Here is a 17,062-nt window from a genome sequence, read left to right on the forward strand (position 1 = left end):
TACATAATTGAAAGCAGGAGGTCATCAATGAAAAACTTTCACGTAATTGTAGAATTTTGCATGCAGTGAAACTATGCACCAAAAGCCGCGAGTTTCGCGGAGGAACTAATCACGCATTTCCGGCGTGATATTTCAAAAGTGGAATTGATTCCAGCCTCGGGGGGCATCTTCGAAGTTACCGTGAACGGGGAAAAAATCTACTCAAAGGATGAAATAGGATTATTCCCAGATACAGAGGACATCATTAAAATCATGGAGTCAAAATAATAAAAACCCTCACAAACGTGAGGGTTTTTATTTCCGGTAATTTTATTATGTAAACTGTAATATAAAAAAATAAATCAAGGCAACGTAATATACCGATTTTTTCCTGAACCATTATTTAATTTTGATATAAAGATCTCTAAAACATTATTTTGAAAGGAAGCGGTTATGCAATGATTGATAATAAAGAAAGGAAAGTCAATTGTGCGGGTCTTTTTTTTGTGTCGTGATGGGAAAGCGTAAGAATGTTTTTGTGCTGTAATGATAAGCTGTGTATTATCAGTTTTTACTTTAATCTCCGAACTGACATATTCATCTAATGAAGCCTCCACAATCCAATCCGTTTCGGTTTCGTAGATATCAATTCTAAATTGAGATAAATCGCAATGGGTTGTAAATGGGTCCAAAAAATAATTTGTTAACCATTTTTCCATCTTCTCAAAATCTACAACAGAATTTCGAGGCAGGTTTTTCTTTTTCAAAATAGTATTCCTCCTTACACGTTTCATTTTATTCAAGGAGCCGAAAAATGTTAAAAATGTTATAATAGGACAAAAGAAGGATTTTAAGGAGATTTTATTGCAATGAAAGAAACCTTGCGACGCATTCCACCTGTACATGAGCTTCAACATCACCCACTGTTTAAAAAGCTGATTGAACAAAATCAGCTTGATGCAGCAGCCCTGACTAGTCATTTAAAAGATATTCTGGATGAGACAAGACAAGCAATTATCCGCCAAAAGTGGCAAAGTCCATTGCCTGGAACGGAACAGTTTATAGATGAAATTTTTCAACAGCTGCATGATAAAATTAACAAACAGCTTTCTTATACATTAGAAAAAGTTATTAATGCAACAGGCACGATTTTACATACCAATCTTGGCAGGGCCAGGTTAAGCAATGCAGCAATTCAACATGTAGTGGAAGTAGCGCAAAACTATTCCAATTTAGAATATAAGCTTGCTGAGGGGGAACGGGGGTCCCGCCACAGTCATGTTGAAGCCTTGATTAAAGAGATTACTGGGGCCGAAGCGGCGATGGTCGTGAATAATAATGCCGCTGCGGTTTACATCGTCTTAAGAGCTCTGGCCAAACATAAAGAGGTCATTGTTTCAAGAGGACAGCTAGTAGAAATTGGCGGATCCTTCCGAATTTCTTCTATTATGGAAGAGAGCGGTGCGAAATTAATCGAAGTTGGGACAACTAATAAAACTCACCTTTATGATTATGAAAATGCAGTTACACCCAACACGGCTATTATCATGAAAGTCCACACCAGCAATTTTAAGGTAATAGGTTTTACTAAGTCGGTTGAGTCAGAGGAATTAATTCAGCTTACAAAAACCCAGGACGATGTCCTTTTCTATGAGGATTTAGGAAGCGGTGCGTTGTTTGACCTAAGAAACCATGGAATTGGGGATGAGCCGGTAGTCAAAGAAGTAATTGGAATGGGTGCGGATGTTGTTACATTTAGTGGTGACAAGCTGTTAGGAGGCCCGCAGGCAGGAATTATTGCTGGGAAAAAGGCCATTATTGAAAGATTGAAAAAACACCAGCTTGCGCGGGTGGTGCGGGTAGATAAAATGACACTTGCGGCACTTGAGGGTACATTACTAGATTATGCCCGTGGTGAAAAGACAATGAAAAATATTCCGGTCATCCGTGATTTATTAATTTCTGTCAATGAATTAGACGAAAGGGCAGCAAACTTTGTTACAAATTTGTTACAAAGGACAACTGCTTTTCAGGCAAATATTTTTCAAGCCATAAGTCAGGTCGGAGGAGGCACTATGCCAGATGTGGAATTGCCTGCAAGAGTTATAGCCCTAAGGCATGAATCCTTAACGGCCGAGCAGCTTGCTAAAAAGTTGAGAACGGAATCGAAGCCTGCTATAATTGGCAGAATTCAAAAGGATGAATTTTTAATTGATCTACGGACTGTTACTGAGGAGGAAGAGAAGCAGCTGCTAGATACATTAAAACATATTTGAGAAAAACGAAAGCATCGTTTCAGTGGATTCTGAATCGATGCTTTTTTCGATTTAGCTAATCGTTATATTACATATCATGGCTTGAATTATGTTTTTGACGTGTATGGTTGCGATTTTTCACTTTTTTCGACCCGCTTAAAGGCTCCGGCTGGCCGGATTGTTTTGGGGCATTTCTGCGCATATCTGTCCCGTCATTTTTATTAGTCATTATTATCCCTCCTCATCAGTTAGGATGCGGTCAATCCTTCTTTTTATGTGCTGAATATTTTTTTTCGTTCTGTACAGTTTAATGGGTAAACAATTTAAGGAGGAATCCTAAAGATGCAAAGAAATCCTTATAACAAGAATAAACAGGAAGCTTTTCAAGCTGCTCAGCAGGGGTTCGAGAATGCACAGGGACTATTCGAAACGATTGTCAGCGACAGTGCTAACTATGGACATCAATTAAAGCATTTAAAAAACGAAGTAAATGAGGCTTATCAGCAAATTGAGAACGCGCTCGAAGTGGCTTCTGAAACACAAAAGGCCCAGCTTGAGAGATTCCAGCAGGACCTCAAACAAATTGTTACTGAAGTTAATGACTTCAATTAAAATAAAAAGCGGGAATCCCGTCCCGCTTTTTTGAGTCATATTACTATGCATATCATTACTGATTCTTTTTACGTTTTTTATTGTTCCGTCTTTCCATTTCTGTAAGGGGTTCATTGGCCATCTCTTCATTATAGCCTGCACCCATACCTTGTGCATCTGATGCATTCATACCTGGAATGACATGCTTCGCCTTTCTTTTTGCCATTAACCTTCACCTCCTGATAAAATTACTATTTCCATTTGGACGAAATTAATGACAAATAAAAGTTTTTTTGCCATAATGTAAGAGGGAATCCTTCGGATGGCAAAAGATAATTTTACATAGGTAATGATAGTTTTTTTGAAATATTCCGAATAAATTACATAAAAAACTATAAGAAAAACTTATCAATCACAATAACTTTCTTGTTATTTACTTATGTAATCGGTTGTATTAAGATTATTTTTGTGAGAAAAGTAAAAGCCGGATGGGGATTTTTCAACTTTTCGATTTTTGTATTTTTATGACGTATAAGGGGGTTACTACCATGGCGAAAAATGATGTGTTTAACGCACGTTCTTCCTTTGACGTAAACGGCAAGACTTATCACTATTACCGTCTAAACGCATTGGAAGAAGCAGGCATTGGCAACGTGTCCAAATTGCCTTATTCCGTAAAAGTATTACTTGAATCCGTGCTCCGCCAATATGATGGACGTGTTATTACAAAAGAGCATGTTGAAAATCTTGCAAAATGGGGAACAAATGAGCTTAAAGAGGTGGATGTACCTTTCAAGCCTTCCCGTGTAATCCTTCAGGACTTCACTGGTGTTCCTGCAGTCGTTGACCTTGCTTCCTTAAGAAAAGCAATGGCAGACCTTGGCGGCGATCCAGACAAAATCAATCCTGAAAAAACTGTTGACCTTGTTATCGACCACTCTGTACAGGTTGATGCATATGGTAACGAAAATGCATTAAAAGTTAACATGGATTTAGAATTTGAACGTAATGCTGAGCGTTATCAATTCTTAAGCTGGGCGCAAAAAGCATTCAATAACTACCGCGCAGTTCCTCCTGCAACTGGTATCGTTCACCAAGTTAACCTTGAGTACTTGGCTGATGTTGTTCATGTTGCTGAAGTTGACGGCGAACTTGAAGCTTATCCAGATACACTAGTAGGTACTGACTCTCATACAACAATGATCAATGGTCTCGGCGTTCTTGGTTGGGGCGTTGGCGGTATCGAAGCAGAAGCAGGCATGCTTGGCCAGCCTTCTTACTTCCCAGTACCAGAGGTTGTTGGGGTTAAATTAACCGGCGAACTTCCAAACGGTGCAACTGCAACTGACCTTGCTTTAAAAGTTACTCAAGTTCTTCGTAAGCATGGTGTAGTAGGGAAATTCGTAGAATACTTCGGTTCTGGTGTTTCAACACTGCCGCTTGCTGACCGTGCAACAATCGCAAACATGGCTCCAGAATACGGCGCAACTTGCGGATTCTTCCCAATTGATGACGAATCCCTTGGATATATGCGCTTAACAGGCCGCGATGAAGAAGCGATCAAAGTGGTCGAAGAATACTGCAAAGCAAATGGCTTATTCTTCAATGCTGCTGAAGAGCCAGTATACACAGATGTAATCGAAATCAACCTTGCTGAAATCGAAGCAAACCTTTCCGGTCCTAAGCGTCCGCAGGATTTGATTCCACTTTCAAAAATGAAGGACGAATTCGTGAAGGCAGTTTCTGCTCCTCAAGGAAACCAAGGCTTCGGTTTAGGTTCTGATGAGCTTGAAAAGTCTGCAACTATTAAGTTCAACAATGGTGACGAAGCTGAAATTAAAACAGGTGCGGTAGCAATTGCTTCCATCACTAGCTGTACAAATACTTCCAACCCATATGTTCTAGTGGGTGCAGGTTTAGTTGCTAAGAAAGCTGTTGAACTTGGCATGGAAGTTCCGAAGTTTGTTAAAACCTCTTTGGCACCAGGGTCTAAAGTTGTTACAGGTTACCTGCGTGATTCCGGCTTGCTTCCATACCTTGAGCAAATTGGCTTCAACCTTGTTGGTTACGGCTGTACAACATGTATCGGTAACTCCGGTCCATTAAAAGAGGAAATTGAAAAAACAATCGCGGAAAACGACCTATTAGTTACTTCTGTCCTTTCAGGTAACCGTAACTTTGAAGGACGTATCCATCCGCTTGTTAAAGCTAACTACCTAGCATCACCACCGTTAGTAGTTACTTATGCATTAGCTGGTACTGTCAACATTGACTTTGAAAAAGACCCTATCGGCAAAGACAAAAACGGTAATGACGTCTTCTTCAAGGATATCTGGCCAACTACTGCTGAAGTAAATGAAGTAGTAAAACAAACTGTTACACCTGAACTGTTCCGTAGAGAATACGAGAACGTGTTTGGTGATAACGAGCGCTGGAATGAAATCAAAACTAGCAACGAGCCTTTATATACTTGGGATGAAGATTCAACTTATATTGCAAATCCTCCATTCTTTGAAGGTTTATCTAAAGATCCAGGAGAAGTTGAGCCATTAACTGGTCTTCGCATCGTTGGTAAGTTCGGCGACTCTGTTACAACTGACCATATTTCACCTGCAGGAGCAATCGGCAAAAACACTCCAGCTGGTAAATATTTATTAGAAAAAGGCGTTCAGCCTCGTGACTTCAACTCTTACGGCTCCCGTCGCGGTAACCACGAAGTCATGATGAGAGGTACATTTGCAAACATCCGTATCCGTAACCAAATCGCACCTGGTACAGAAGGCGGCTTCACTACTTACTGGCCAACAGGCGAAGTTATGTCTATCTATGATGCTTGCATGAAGTACAAAGAAGAAGGAACTGGTTTAATGGTTCTTGCCGGTAAAGACTACGGTATGGGATCTTCCCGTGACTGGGCAGCTAAAGGTACAAACCTATTAGGCATCAAAACTGTTCTTGCTGAAAGCTTTGAGCGTATCCACCGTTCAAACCTTGTATTGATGGGTGTTCTTCCTCTTCAATTCAAAGAGGGCGACAACGCTGAATCGCTTGGTTTAACTGGTAAGGAAACATTTGAAGTTCAAGTGGACGAGAATGTAAAACCACGTGACCTAGTAAAAGTTACTGCTACTGATGAAAACGGCGGCAAGAAAGAATTTGAAGTTGTCGTACGCTTTGACTCAGAAGTTGAAATCGACTACTACCGTCACGGCGGTATCCTGCAAATGGTACTTCGTGAAAGATTACAAGGTTAATCCTTGATGATGAACACCATGCGTGATTGCGCATGGTGTTTTTTGTGTTTTCCTCAAAATGGAATATCTGTCCAAGCATCTCACATATTAGCGTCATATAATAACACATAATACTTTTTTTGAATACCATAAAAGAGGAGTGAGTAATATGGGATGTGGCTGCGGCAAGTCATCTAGACAAGTAAGACCCAATAATGTAAATTATTATTCGCCTAATCAAAGAAAAGTTTCTAGAAGGCAACCAGACAATTTAAATAATCAAGAAGATCAAAATCGAGCACAACGAGTGAATAATAACAAAAATCAGAAGTAATCCATTTTTGTTTTTTGTTGACAATCCTGCTTATACTTGCTTAAAATTGGAGTAATCAATCGTAAAGGAATGAACAAGGGACCGATGAAGTTTTAATCTTATTTTTCAGAGCATGATTCGAATAAACGAAAAATGTTGAACCTGAAGAATAGGATAAGTCTGTCCTTTTTAATGTCCTGATTATAAGCTCCTAATAACCTTCACATAGGTTTATTTTTTGTTGCTTTTAATAAGACATTTCTCTCTCTTCAGGTTCATGGAGGGAGTTTTTTTATGAATAAAAATAAGGTTATTTTAAGTGTAAAAGGATTAGAAAAGAGTTTTCATATACGAAGAATTTTAGATAATATCCAGTTTGAAATAAAATTTGGCGATAGAATAGGTCTTGTTGGTTACAACGGCAGCGGCAAAACAACATTGGCCAATCTCATCTTGGGGAAAGAGGTTCCGGATCAGGGCCACGTAGAAAAATTACCTGATGTGAAAATCGGCTGCCTTTCCCAATCAATTGATTATGAAGTAAATGATTTTCAGGAATCTTTAAAAATATGTGAGGTTGAGGTTTTTCAGTACGCCAGCAAGTTAGGGTTGGAAAAGGTTCAAAATTGGCAGGACGAAAGGCTGGAGAATTTAAGTGGCGGAGAAAAGCTAAAACTTGCTCTTTCAAGTATATGGGCTTCAAAACCGGACCTATTAATTTTGGATGAACCGACAAACCACTTAGACTTTAAAGGCGTTAATTGGTTAATTTCTGAAATAAAAAAATTCCCGGGTTCTGTTTTGATTATTTCACATGACCGACATTTTCTTGATCAAACGGTTAACCGGGTTTTTGAGTTGGAGGCTGGAAAGCTTCAGTTTTACCAAGGTAATTATAGTGAATACCATAAGGAGAAGGAGCGCAAAATAGCAAACCAAAAGCATCAGTACGAAATGCAACAGCGCCAGATTGAGCGGGTAGAAGAGCAAATGGATCAATTAAAATCCTGGTCGGATAAAGCGCATAGAAACTCCACAAAAGAGGAAGGTTTTAAGGAATATCACCGGGTCAAAGCAAAGAAGCGGGAAGCACAAATAAAGTCAAAAATGAAACGACTGCAGAGTGAACTAGACAAAAACAAGGTAGAAAAACCTCTAGAAGAAGCAAAGGTTCAATTTGAGTTTGACAGCCACGGAAAAAGAGGGAAGCGTATCATTGAGGCAAAAAAACTGTCCATGGCTTTTGAAGGCAGATACCTTTTCCGAAATTCTCAATTTTACATTAATTATGGGGAGCGGATTGGACTCCTAGGCGAAAACGGGTGTGGGAAAACCACACTAATCAAAATTTTTATGGGATTGGTTTCACGGACTGACGGAGAATTTTGGAAGAGCGATTCGTTAAGAATTGCCTACTTAAGCCAGGATGTCGCTGATCTACCTGTTGAAAAAACTGTAATCGAAGTATTGGAATTATCCGACCGAAATCACATTTTTAAAGCAAGAACCATGCTTGCCAACCTGGGGCTTAAGGAACAATTCATTACAAAACCCATTGGAACGTTAAGTCTTGGTGAACGCACCAGGGTTAAGCTTGTTGACATGTTATTGAAGGACTATGATGTCCTAATTCTAGATGAACCGACTAATCATTTAGATTTGCCCAGCAGAGAACAGCTTGAAAAAACATTGTCTGAGTTTACTGGGACAATTATCACAGTTTCTCATGATTATTATTTTTTTAATAAACTTTGTAATCAGCTTTTGGTGTTTGAGGATCAGCAAATAAAACGATTTGAAATGGGACCGGAGGAGTTTCTTCAAAAAGAAAATGAAAAAGTTGAAGGAAACCAAAAAGAAATCTTAATGGTAATTGAAAACAAAACTGCCGCAGTACTTGGGGAGTTAGCACTTATTGACCGCCAAGATCCAAAATATCCTATATTAGATAAAGAATTTAATGAATTGATAAAACAGAAAAGGAATTTAATTGGGTAAGGGCTTCAGGGCTCTTCCCTTAACTGTCACAAAATCGAAATATGTAAGCTTTGTTTCAACTGAGTTTATAGTGTAAAATCAGGGTAATTGGATTATGTATAAAGGAGAGATTCGGGATGATGAAGAAAGTCATTGCTGCCGTGTTATTGATATCATTATTAACCGTAGCAATTGTCCAAGCAGTAAATAAAAAGGCAGAGAAACCCGAAACCGCTAGCCCGACAGCAGCTGCTCAAAACGGCCCGGCAATCGGCGCCAAAGCACCTGATTTTGAACTAAAGACATTGACTGGAGAAACTGTCAAGCTAACTGATTTAAAAGGTAAAAAAGTCATGCTGAATTTTTGGGCGACATGGTGTCCGCCATGTAAAGCAGAGATGCCTGATATGGAACAGCTTCATAAAGAAGCGGGTGACGATATAACCATCCTAGCGGTAAATATCGATCCGCAATTGGACGTTCAAGGATTTGTGAATGAATATAAAATAACGTTCCCAATCCTGCTTGACGCTGAGGATGCAGTAAATGAAAAATATCAAGTCCTATCAATTCCATCGACATATTTTATTGATAGCAATGGAGTCATTCAAAATAAATTCGTTGGTTCCATGAAGCTTGAGGAAATGAAAGAATATATAAGCAAGTTGAAATAAATGCTGGATTAAACATCCAGCGTTTTTTTTTGGTTAATAAGAATGTATTAACATTCTTAACGCATAAGTGCAACTACGCCTCTGTTTTTCGCCCTTAGGAGGATACCCAATCGGTTAGTTTTCTTTATAAAAAAAATAAAGAATTAAATTTTCAAAAAGTTGTAATAATTTAAACCGTTATTGGTGATAATAACTGTTAGAATAGGACATAAGGAAGGTGATACAAATGAGAAAGCCAAGAAAACGTTCTTTTGCAGAACTAGTATCTGAAAATAAATCACAACTTTTAAAAGACAGTGCTGCAATGGAAAAAATTGAACAGCGCATTGAAGAAAAGCGCCTCGGTAAAGCTGAGTAATTAAAAAAGTTTACCATTCATTCATCTGCCCCCTTTGGACAAAATGTTAGTAAGGGGGGATTAGAATGGGTAAAGGTTATCAAACAAAACGCTTCCGTCCTACACATGTGGGGACGCAGCCAAGACGTTCAAATGCTAATAAGGGTAATCAAATGGGCGATACATCCGGCCAACACGCCCAGGTTATGCAAACAAAAGGCGAATAAATATAGAAATCCAAGACCCGTGTGCACACTTGCGCAGGGTCTTTTATTTTGATCAAACAATTTTTTCTGTGATATTTTTTAGCCTTCGATACAAACTATATTTGTAACATGAACAATCTTTTTAGGAGGAATTAACATGCCTTATAACAACAAACCAAACCCGGATGATCGCAGCGATAATGTTGAAAAACTGCAAAACATGATTGAAAATACGATTCAAAATATGGAAGCGGCTGAAGAGTCCATGTCTTTTACTGACAGTGAAACACAGCGCCGGCAAATTCAGGAAAAAAATCAGCGCAGACAGGAAAGCATCGAATCTTTCCGTTCAGAAATTAAGGATGAAGCTAATAACACACAGGGATAAAAAAGCGAAGGACCAGTTCATTACGGACGGTCCTTTTTATTGCTAATGAGATAGTATAAAATTCAAATTCAATTTCGCCTCATGAACTGTCCTCACGGACTCGCCAATCAGCGAGTTTTCAATTAGTTCCCAAATTTTAAGTTATCAAGCCTGATATGTTAAGATAGAAGGGAATTTCTTATGAAGAGTTGATCCTATTGAAACATGAAATGAACCAAATAAAGAATTGGAAGATGGAACTTCAGCAAAACGGAACTATCAAGGATGAGGGGTCAATTATTGCTGCCTTGGAAAAAGAAAGAAATCCTATAATCTTATCGGACCTTTTGACCACAGCAGCATTATCAAGACTTGGACGAAATAAGCAGGACAGCATAGCCGTCCCAATGCTTAAAAAAGCTATCCAGTTGGACCCTAAGAATAAAAAAGCAGCGGAATATCTTTTTCAAGCTGACTGGAAAAAAATGAGGGATATAATCGCTCCACTCATCTTTCCGCCAATAAGGGAAACCGATAACCGAACCGCAAAAAAGAAAATAGCTGAGGAATACATAGAGATATGTAAAAGCTTTTTAACCGAAGCAGAGGACGCACTGAATGACCTTGAATCAAAGTCTGGAACCCCTTCACAGATGGATCAGACTGAACCGTATCATCAGCTTTATATATTATTATCCTCGGCCATTGGAGAGACCGCCCAATTATTAAAGGCTGCCGAAGAATATGATCAATCGATTACTGGTGTTTTCCATACCTCCGTCTACTATGAGGATTTAAAAAATCATTTAGCCAACGTCGAAAATATTAAAGTAAAATGGCAGGAGTTATTTGTTGAAAATAATCCTGTAGGTTTGTCAGAAAAAAAGGCGCTAGATCAGCTGAATGATATGGTTGGTATGGTGACGGTTAAAAAAAGAGTTAATGATTTCTATCAAGTGTTAAAGTACCAAAAACAGCGGAAAGAGCTTGGCTTTAAAATAACGGATGAATTCAGCCTAAATATGATTTTAACTGGGAATCCAGGTACTGGAAAAACAACGGTAGCCCGGCTGTTTGCTAAAATCTATCATGAACTGGGCGTCCTCCCGCAGGAAAAAGTGGTTGAGACCAACCGTTCGCAGCTTGTCGGATCCTTTGTCGGCCAAACCGAAGAAAACGTCCGAGCTGTGGTGGAACGGGCAAAAGGCGGCGTGTTATTTATTGACGAGGCCTATAGTCTGAAGCGGGAAGGCCAGACTGGAAATGACTATGGACAAGCAGCCATCGACACTTTGGTTGCCTTGATGACAAGTGAGGAGTTTGGCGGGAAATTTGCGGTAATTTTAGCAGGATATACTGAAGAAATGCGCAGCTTTTTGGAGGCCAATATGGGACTTCGCAGCCGTTTCCCACAATCTAATATGATTCATTTATCAAATTATTCGAATGAAGAGTTAATCCAAATCGCAGAAATGGCGGCTGCTGATAATGACTATTTGTTAACAGACGAAGCAAAAGTGGAAATCAATCATCGTCTTGACCGCGAGCGGGTGGACGAGTCATTCGGAAATGCAAGAGCAGCTCGTAATCTCGTGTTGGATGCCATTTTTAAAAAAGGATCAGAAAACAAGAGTGAAGATGGAATTTTGAAATTTATCCTTTTAACAAAAGAAGATTTTCTTTTAGATCAGCCTGAGGGTAAAGCGTCAGCGCAGGATCAGCTTAATGCCTTGATAGGTCTTGGGCCATTAAAAGAAGAAATTCGCTCATTAGTTTCATTTGTAAAAATGCAGCAATTCCGCCGTAACAATGGCCTTCCGACCGTACCGATTCAACTACATTCCGTTTTTACCGGCAATCCGGGAACCGGAAAAACTACTGTAGCTAAAATCTATGCGGAGCTATTAAAGGAATGCGGCATTTTAAAAAGAGGTCACTTAATTGTAACGAGCAGAGCGGATTTTGTTGCAGGATATGTAGGGCAAACGGCCGGTAAGACAAAGAAGAAAATTAGGGAGGCTCTTGGCGGGGTCCTGTTCATTGATGAAGCCTATACCCTGCTTGGGTTTACAGCAGGAGACTTTGGAAAAGAAGTAATCGATACGCTTGTTGATGAAATGACGAAGCATAATGATAATTTGGTTGTTATTTTAGCAGGTTATCCTGTTGAAATGAATGAATTATTAGAAAGCAACCCGGGGCTCCGTTCACGGTTTAAAAAGTTTTTCTTTTTCCCTGATTATTCACCTGAGGAACTGCTGGAGATTATCGTTTCCTATGCCGGAAATTATCAATACAAAGTTACAGAAAAAGCTAAGGGTATGCTGATACAGACTATTGAGAAGGAAGCTTATAAAGGAAACGGACGGATGGCAGAAAACCTGGTGGATGAAATGATTCAGGCACAGGCCAAAAGATTAATCAATTTAGAACACAGCGAAGATTTATTGGAAAAAGCACAGTTCCTTGAAGAGGAGGATGTAGAGGCGGCGCTTAAAAAGATAAAGTAAAAGATACGATGAAGGGGACGAGAAAGAAATGGAGAACTATTTTATTTCTAAAAGGGAAATACATCTGTACTATGCGGACACAGATATGATGGGCGTTATTTACCACGCCAATTATTTGAAGTTCTTTGAATTGGGAAGGACAGCGTTAATTGAAGACCTTGGCTACAACTATTTATCCATGGAGGAAGCCGGCTACTACGCGCCGGTTTATGATATTCAAATCACCTACAAAAAACCATTACGTTACGGCGATCAAGCATTCGTAAAAACATGGGTCGCCCATAACGATGGAATTAAGACAATTTACGGCTATATAATCATAAATGGAAATGAGGAAGTATGCGCTGAGGGTACATCCACCCACATTATTGTAAAAAAAGAAAATTTCCGGCCGACATCATTTAAAAAAGCATTTCCAGAATGGTACTTGAAATACGAGGAAATAAAGAAGCGGGACTAATCACAGACCCAGGAGGTAATAAGATTGGCGTTTGGCATTAAAAAACGGGACATTGATGAATGGAAAAGAAAAATCGATTCTGGAGAAATCGCCTTTCTTACTCATTATTGGCTTGATGACCGCTTCCCCGGCTATAATACTGTCACAAAGGTCGGCTGCGAGGATTTGGATAAGCTCGCTGACTGGGGAACGAAATATGGGTTAAAGAAGGAATGGATCCATCACCGCAAGGATGGCTATTCTCATTTTGATTTAATTGGCCCTCGGCAAAAAGATATTTTAAGACAAGAAGGACAGCTAGATCATATTTGGGAACATGAAAAAGGCTCACTTGAATTGTAAGTGGGCCTTTATTTTCGCGAATAAGTATAAATTCAACTACACCTCATTATCCTATGGAACTCGCCAATCGGCGAGTTTTCATTTATACAGGAAGCACCATCAACCCGCTGACTAATAGTAAGGCAATTAGCGATGCATGAAGAAAAATAGCAGGGTAAATACTTTTTGTTTTTACCGTAATAATAGCAAAAAGTAATCCGATTAAAATAAACAGGATGGTTACTGTAAAGGTTTGGCTAAATAATGAAGTGCTGAAGCCAAAAGCGATGCTTGTCATGATGACCCCTATTTTATTGCCTGAACTGAGCCTAAAATGGGGAAGGAGAAGCCCTCTCCACAATACTTCTTGCAATATAGCATAGGTTATCGAGAATACTAGGATACTTAAAAAGGAATGCCCATTGAAGGGAACTTTTTTCATATAAAAAAGGATGGGAAAGCTAAATAAAATAACGATAGAAAGTATCAAATAAAAAACTTGGGTGGAAGAAGAAACAGAAGGCCTCCCAAAGTAGATGGACATTTTTCGCTTAAATTTAATTGAAACATAGTGAATCATGAAGATTGGGATCAGCATTAAAAGTTGATTAAACATTACAAAAGAAAAGGCAGACAATCGAAAATGTTCAAGAAATTGGCTAGCGTAACCGACTATCAGATTTCCAAGAAAAAACGTTATCAGGACCCACGTGAGTAATCTGCTTTGTTCCTTCAAAAAGGCAATGAACAGCAGCAATACGATCATGAAAGCAAAAAATTGAGTAAACATGCTTCTGGTGTAAAGAAAAGTCATGATCATAAATATAAAGCCTAAAATGCTGCCAATGGCATTTTTTTGCAGCACCATAAAACCCCCCATACGCCTTTTACTTATATAAAAAGGCCCCGACTTATCGGAGCCATTGTACCATATGCTGCTGGATTTCTTGATATTTTTGCTCAGCGTTCGAAAGACCAAACGTCCCAGCTGACTCAAGAGGCACCACACGATAATCACGATTCGGATTCCTCGTTACAAATGTAGGATAAAATTTAGGATTTGAAAGGACAAGTGAACTTCCTTGGTCCATCGTCTGTTTGGTAACTTCAACTTCGGCCATTCCGCCAATATCTTTATAATCACCGTATTGGGCGGAAATGAAGTTGCCTAACGAATAAACTACAAATGATTTTCTGCCGTCTGGATTATTAATCCATTCCATCGGCTGAAGAACATGCGGATGAGAGCCGAAGATGATATCAGCCCCTGCTCCTGCCAGAAAGCGGGCCAGATCCTTTTGGTCGGTGGTCGGGATTCGCTGGTATTCATTACCCCAATGAATACTTACAACTACCACATCTGCTTTGTCTTTGGCACGATGAATTTCTTCTTGCATATGATCGCGGTTAATCAAGTTGACTAGATAATCTTTTCCTTTTGGTACAGGAATTCCGTTGGTTCCGTATGTATAAGAAAGAAAGGCGAGTTTAATCCCGTTTTTCTCAATAATTCTCAATGTTTCCTTATCCTTTTCATCAACAAAGCTGCCGACATAGGGGAGACCAATTGCATTTAGATAAGCCGCTTCGGACTGAATCCCACGTTCACCCTTGTCCAATGAATGATTGTTTGCATTGGATACAATATCAACTCCATTCATGGCTAAGGCATCGGCAACCGAGTGTGGACTATTAAAGGTCGGATAACTGGAAAGACCAAGTTCTGTGCCGCCAAGAACGCTTTCTTGATTAGCGGTAAGCACATCGGGTTTTTCTAAAAACGCTTTCACATTTTCAAAAATTGGATCGAAATTATAGCTCGCCCCGTTAAAGGCATCCTGATATACAGGGCTGTGAATTAGAATATCCCCGATTGCACCAACCGTTATTTTTTGAGTCAACGAATGCTGAAGGTTTTCCATGGGCCGGGACTTGTGAATTGTTGTAGCGTAAACTTTTGCGGTATGATTAGATTGGCTTTGTTGTTTAATCAGAAGGACAGTGGCAAGGAGAGAACAGCCAATAATAATCAACAAGGACGGAATAATGGATTTTTTCGTCATATTCTTCTCCTATTATTAATTTGGTGTAATTGTTCTGTGTATCTTTTTTATTCTTTGATAATACTATAAATTATTATCTGGCAAATTAAAACATATTTTGACAACATTTTTTTACAGGATGTGATTAAATTGTTTAAAGTAACGGAAGCGGCCTACCGAGTGTTAATTAAAAACGTTAAAAACGAGAAGAAAACGGTAGATGAGGAACTTTATCTGCGTTTAAGTATGGGGATCGGCTGAGGGGGGCCAAAGTTAAATCTGTCTCTGGAGGAGCGGAAAATTCAAGGAGACCTCACGTTTGAATTTGAGGATCTGATTGTTATCATACATGAAAAGGATTATGTGTATTTTGATCATACAAAGCTCGATTATGTTGAAGATGTAATGGGCAATAAAAAATTTCAATTATTAAGGGTATAAATGAAAACTAGGTCGATTGGCGAGTCCATTTGGACGGTTCATAGGGTGTAGTTGAATTTTTTTAATATCAAAAAAAGCGGAGCCCCAAAATACTGGCTCCGCTGTCTTATTTAATCTTCCATTTTCTCAAAAAACTCGATTAATTCTTCAAAATTTCTCGTGACCTTTACGGGAGAACCTTCACTCATTTCACCAGATAAAAATTCAATTATAAACTCATTTACGTCATTGCTATTGGAAACAACAGTTGTGTAAATATAGTCCTGGGCAGATTTTTTCATCTTGTTTCCCTCCAGTCAGTAAGCTATCTTCCTATTTTTATTTTACTTTATAAATTACTTACTGAATGGAAGGAATATGAAATTTATATGAAAATTATAGGCTCTTTTCGTAAAGTTTGTTGTTTTTGGGAATAACACTGTCCGTTCCTTTCCGCTACAGGCACTTGCTTTCTGCGGGGAGGAAGTCGAGCCTCCTCGACGTTCCGTCTGCGGGGTCTCGACCTTTCCTCTATTTCCCGCAGGAGTCAAGCGCCTTTCGCTCCAATCCACTCGGTGTTTTCAATATAGTTAAAAGCAACAATATATGAGTAAAGAGCCAATTAATAAAAGGAACCAATGAGGTTCCTTTACAGCCATTTTATTTTCGGTTCTGTTTTATTCACGATTCTGCGAATATTAGCACGGTGCCGGTAGATAACGAACGATGTTAACAGAGTAATTACGATAAGCAATGGAATGTCCCATTCCTGTATAAACCCCATTGTAATGACATAAAGAATACCGATAATTCCGGCGATCATTGATGATAGAGAAACATATTTGCTAATATAAAGACTTATAAAGAAAGCAACTACTATAGCCGCGAACAAGATGGGGGCACAGTACAAAATGACGCCGCCAGATGTAGCAACCGCTTTACCGCCTCGGAACCCAGCAAAGATTGGGTATGTATGTCCAATAACAGCCAGTACACCTGGAATCAGTGGGTTCATATCAACATGAATCAGATAGGGCAGTGCTGCTGCTAAAGTCCCTTTTAAAATATCAGCAAGGGTAACGGCTAATCCGGCTTTCACTCCAAGTGTTCGAAATGTATTGGTTCCCCCTAAATTGCCGCTGCCATGCTGGCGAATATCGGTTTTATAAAAAACTTTCCCGACAATTAGGCCAGAGGGGATGGAGCCAAGCAGATAGGCAAGGACTAAAACTACGATAATTTGAATCATTAACTATTTCTCCTCCAAAAAAAGAATCCAGTTCTTCTATTTTACCATGTTATTTTGAAAAAACACTATCTCTTACATAGTTTATAAGTCAAAACTCCTATAAAAATGTCTTCCCATTTGATATTTCA

The 17,062-nt window shown here is 39.1% G+C and carries 18 protein-coding genes and 1 pseudogene; 12 read left to right on the top strand and 7 right to left on the bottom strand.

The window, feature by feature from the left end; all coding sequences use genetic code 11:
* Window positions 1-81 precede the first annotated feature (81 nt).
* Window positions 82-267: pseudogene (locus ACZ5AE_RS13360) on the top strand (Rdx family protein); the annotation flags it as partial.
* 74 nt (window positions 268-341) lie between these two features.
* On the opposite strand, the gene ACZ5AE_RS13365 reads toward ACZ5AE_RS13360, so the two are convergent.
* The gene (locus tag ACZ5AE_RS13365; protein WP_464573037.1) at window positions 342-746 is read right to left on the bottom strand and encodes an Hsp20/alpha crystallin family protein; all 405 of its coding nucleotides are present in this window, start codon (window positions 744-746) and stop codon (window positions 342-344) included.
* Between the two features lie 102 nt (window positions 747-848).
* Between ACZ5AE_RS13365 and selA the strand changes: the two genes are divergently transcribed.
* Entirely contained in the window at window positions 849-2,255 is a 1,407-nt protein-coding gene (gene selA, locus ACZ5AE_RS13370; protein WP_464573039.1) for an L-seryl-tRNA(Sec) selenium transferase, read from the top strand.
* Between the two features lie 67 nt (window positions 2,256-2,322).
* Here the strand turns inward: selA and ACZ5AE_RS13375 are convergent, their stop codons facing one another.
* Window positions 2,323-2,463 carry a small acid-soluble spore protein P gene (locus tag ACZ5AE_RS13375; protein ID WP_213115690.1) on the bottom strand — a complete coding sequence of 47 codons (141 nt, stop codon included), beginning with the start codon at window positions 2,461-2,463 and terminating at the stop codon, window positions 2,323-2,325.
* Window positions 2,464-2,576: 113 nt separating this feature from the next.
* Between ACZ5AE_RS13375 and ACZ5AE_RS13380 the strand changes: the two genes are divergently transcribed.
* Window positions 2,577-2,846 carry a hypothetical protein gene (locus ACZ5AE_RS13380; RefSeq protein ID WP_464573041.1) on the top strand — a complete coding sequence of 90 codons (270 nt, stop codon included), beginning with the start codon at window positions 2,577-2,579 and terminating at the stop codon, window positions 2,844-2,846.
* Between the two features lie 55 nt (window positions 2,847-2,901).
* Here ACZ5AE_RS13380 and sspO read toward each other — a convergent pair whose 3' ends face one another.
* Window positions 2,902-3,051: a small acid-soluble spore protein O gene (gene sspO / locus ACZ5AE_RS13385; RefSeq protein WP_464573043.1), complete on the bottom strand. Its 150-nt coding sequence runs from the start codon at window positions 3,049-3,051 to the stop codon at window positions 2,902-2,904.
* Between the two features lie 322 nt (window positions 3,052-3,373).
* On the opposite strand from sspO, the gene acnA reads away from it, so the two are divergent.
* The 9 genes from acnA (at window position 3,374) to ACZ5AE_RS13430 (ending at window position 13,244) form a co-directional block, all read left to right on the top strand.
* Window positions 3,374-6,079 (top strand): aconitate hydratase AcnA, encoded by a 2,706-nt coding sequence (acnA, locus tag ACZ5AE_RS13390; RefSeq protein WP_464573045.1) that lies wholly within the window; start codon window positions 3,374-3,376, stop codon window positions 6,077-6,079.
* A 586-nt stretch (window positions 6,080-6,665) separates the two neighbouring features.
* On the top strand, window positions 6,666-8,369 hold the full coding sequence (abc-f, locus tag ACZ5AE_RS13395) for a ribosomal protection-like ABC-F family protein (protein ID WP_464573047.1): 1,704 nt from the start codon (window positions 6,666-6,668) through the stop codon (window positions 8,367-8,369).
* Between the two features lie 116 nt (window positions 8,370-8,485).
* Window positions 8,486-9,022: a TlpA family protein disulfide reductase gene (locus tag ACZ5AE_RS13400; RefSeq protein WP_464573049.1), complete on the top strand. Its 537-nt coding sequence runs from the start codon at window positions 8,486-8,488 to the stop codon at window positions 9,020-9,022.
* Window positions 9,023-9,248: 226 nt separating this feature from the next.
* Window positions 9,249-9,380, top strand: a complete 132-nt coding sequence (locus ACZ5AE_RS13405) for an FbpB family small basic protein (RefSeq protein ID WP_464573051.1) — start codon at window positions 9,249-9,251, stop codon at window positions 9,378-9,380.
* 65 nt (window positions 9,381-9,445) lie between these two features.
* The gene (locus ACZ5AE_RS13410; protein WP_464573053.1) at window positions 9,446-9,586 is read left to right on the top strand and encodes an acid-soluble spore protein N; all 141 of its coding nucleotides are present in this window, start codon (window positions 9,446-9,448) and stop codon (window positions 9,584-9,586) included.
* Window positions 9,587-9,722: 136 nt separating this feature from the next.
* Window positions 9,723-9,953 (top strand): small acid-soluble spore protein Tlp, encoded by a 231-nt coding sequence (gene tlp, locus ACZ5AE_RS13415; RefSeq protein WP_464573055.1) that lies wholly within the window; start codon window positions 9,723-9,725, stop codon window positions 9,951-9,953.
* A 209-nt stretch (window positions 9,954-10,162) separates the two neighbouring features.
* Window positions 10,163-12,442 carry an AAA family ATPase gene (locus ACZ5AE_RS13420; RefSeq protein WP_464573057.1) on the top strand — a complete coding sequence of 760 codons (2,280 nt, stop codon included), beginning with the start codon at window positions 10,163-10,165 and terminating at the stop codon, window positions 12,440-12,442.
* 28 nt (window positions 12,443-12,470) lie between these two features.
* A complete protein-coding gene (locus ACZ5AE_RS13425) occupies window positions 12,471-12,902 on the top strand; it encodes an acyl-CoA thioesterase (RefSeq protein WP_464573059.1) in 432 nt (143 codons plus the stop codon).
* Window positions 12,903-12,926: 24 nt separating this feature from the next.
* Entirely contained in the window at window positions 12,927-13,244 is a 318-nt protein-coding gene (locus ACZ5AE_RS13430) for a hypothetical protein (protein ID WP_464573061.1), read from the top strand.
* An 82-nt stretch (window positions 13,245-13,326) separates the two neighbouring features.
* Here ACZ5AE_RS13430 and ACZ5AE_RS13435 read toward each other — a convergent pair whose 3' ends face one another.
* The 4 genes from ACZ5AE_RS13435 to plsY all read right to left on the bottom strand — a co-directional run bounded on the left by ACZ5AE_RS13435 (window position 13,327) and on the right by plsY (window position 16,934).
* Window positions 13,327-14,091, bottom strand: a complete 765-nt coding sequence (locus tag ACZ5AE_RS13435) for a CPBP family intramembrane glutamic endopeptidase (protein WP_464573063.1) — start codon at window positions 14,089-14,091, stop codon at window positions 13,327-13,329.
* Window positions 14,092-14,134: 43 nt separating this feature from the next.
* A complete protein-coding gene (locus ACZ5AE_RS13440; RefSeq protein ID WP_464573065.1) occupies window positions 14,135-15,286 on the bottom strand; it encodes a CapA family protein in 1,152 nt (383 codons plus the stop codon).
* 530 nt (window positions 15,287-15,816) lie between these two features.
* Window positions 15,817-15,987: a hypothetical protein gene (locus ACZ5AE_RS13445; protein ID WP_464573067.1), complete on the bottom strand. Its 171-nt coding sequence runs from the start codon at window positions 15,985-15,987 to the stop codon at window positions 15,817-15,819.
* 347 nt (window positions 15,988-16,334) lie between these two features.
* The gene (plsY, locus tag ACZ5AE_RS13450) at window positions 16,335-16,934 is read right to left on the bottom strand and encodes a glycerol-3-phosphate 1-O-acyltransferase PlsY (protein ID WP_464573069.1); all 600 of its coding nucleotides are present in this window, start codon (window positions 16,932-16,934) and stop codon (window positions 16,335-16,337) included.
* Window positions 16,935-17,062: the final 128 nt, after the last annotated feature.

The organism is Neobacillus sp. S1227, assembly GCF_055385255.1.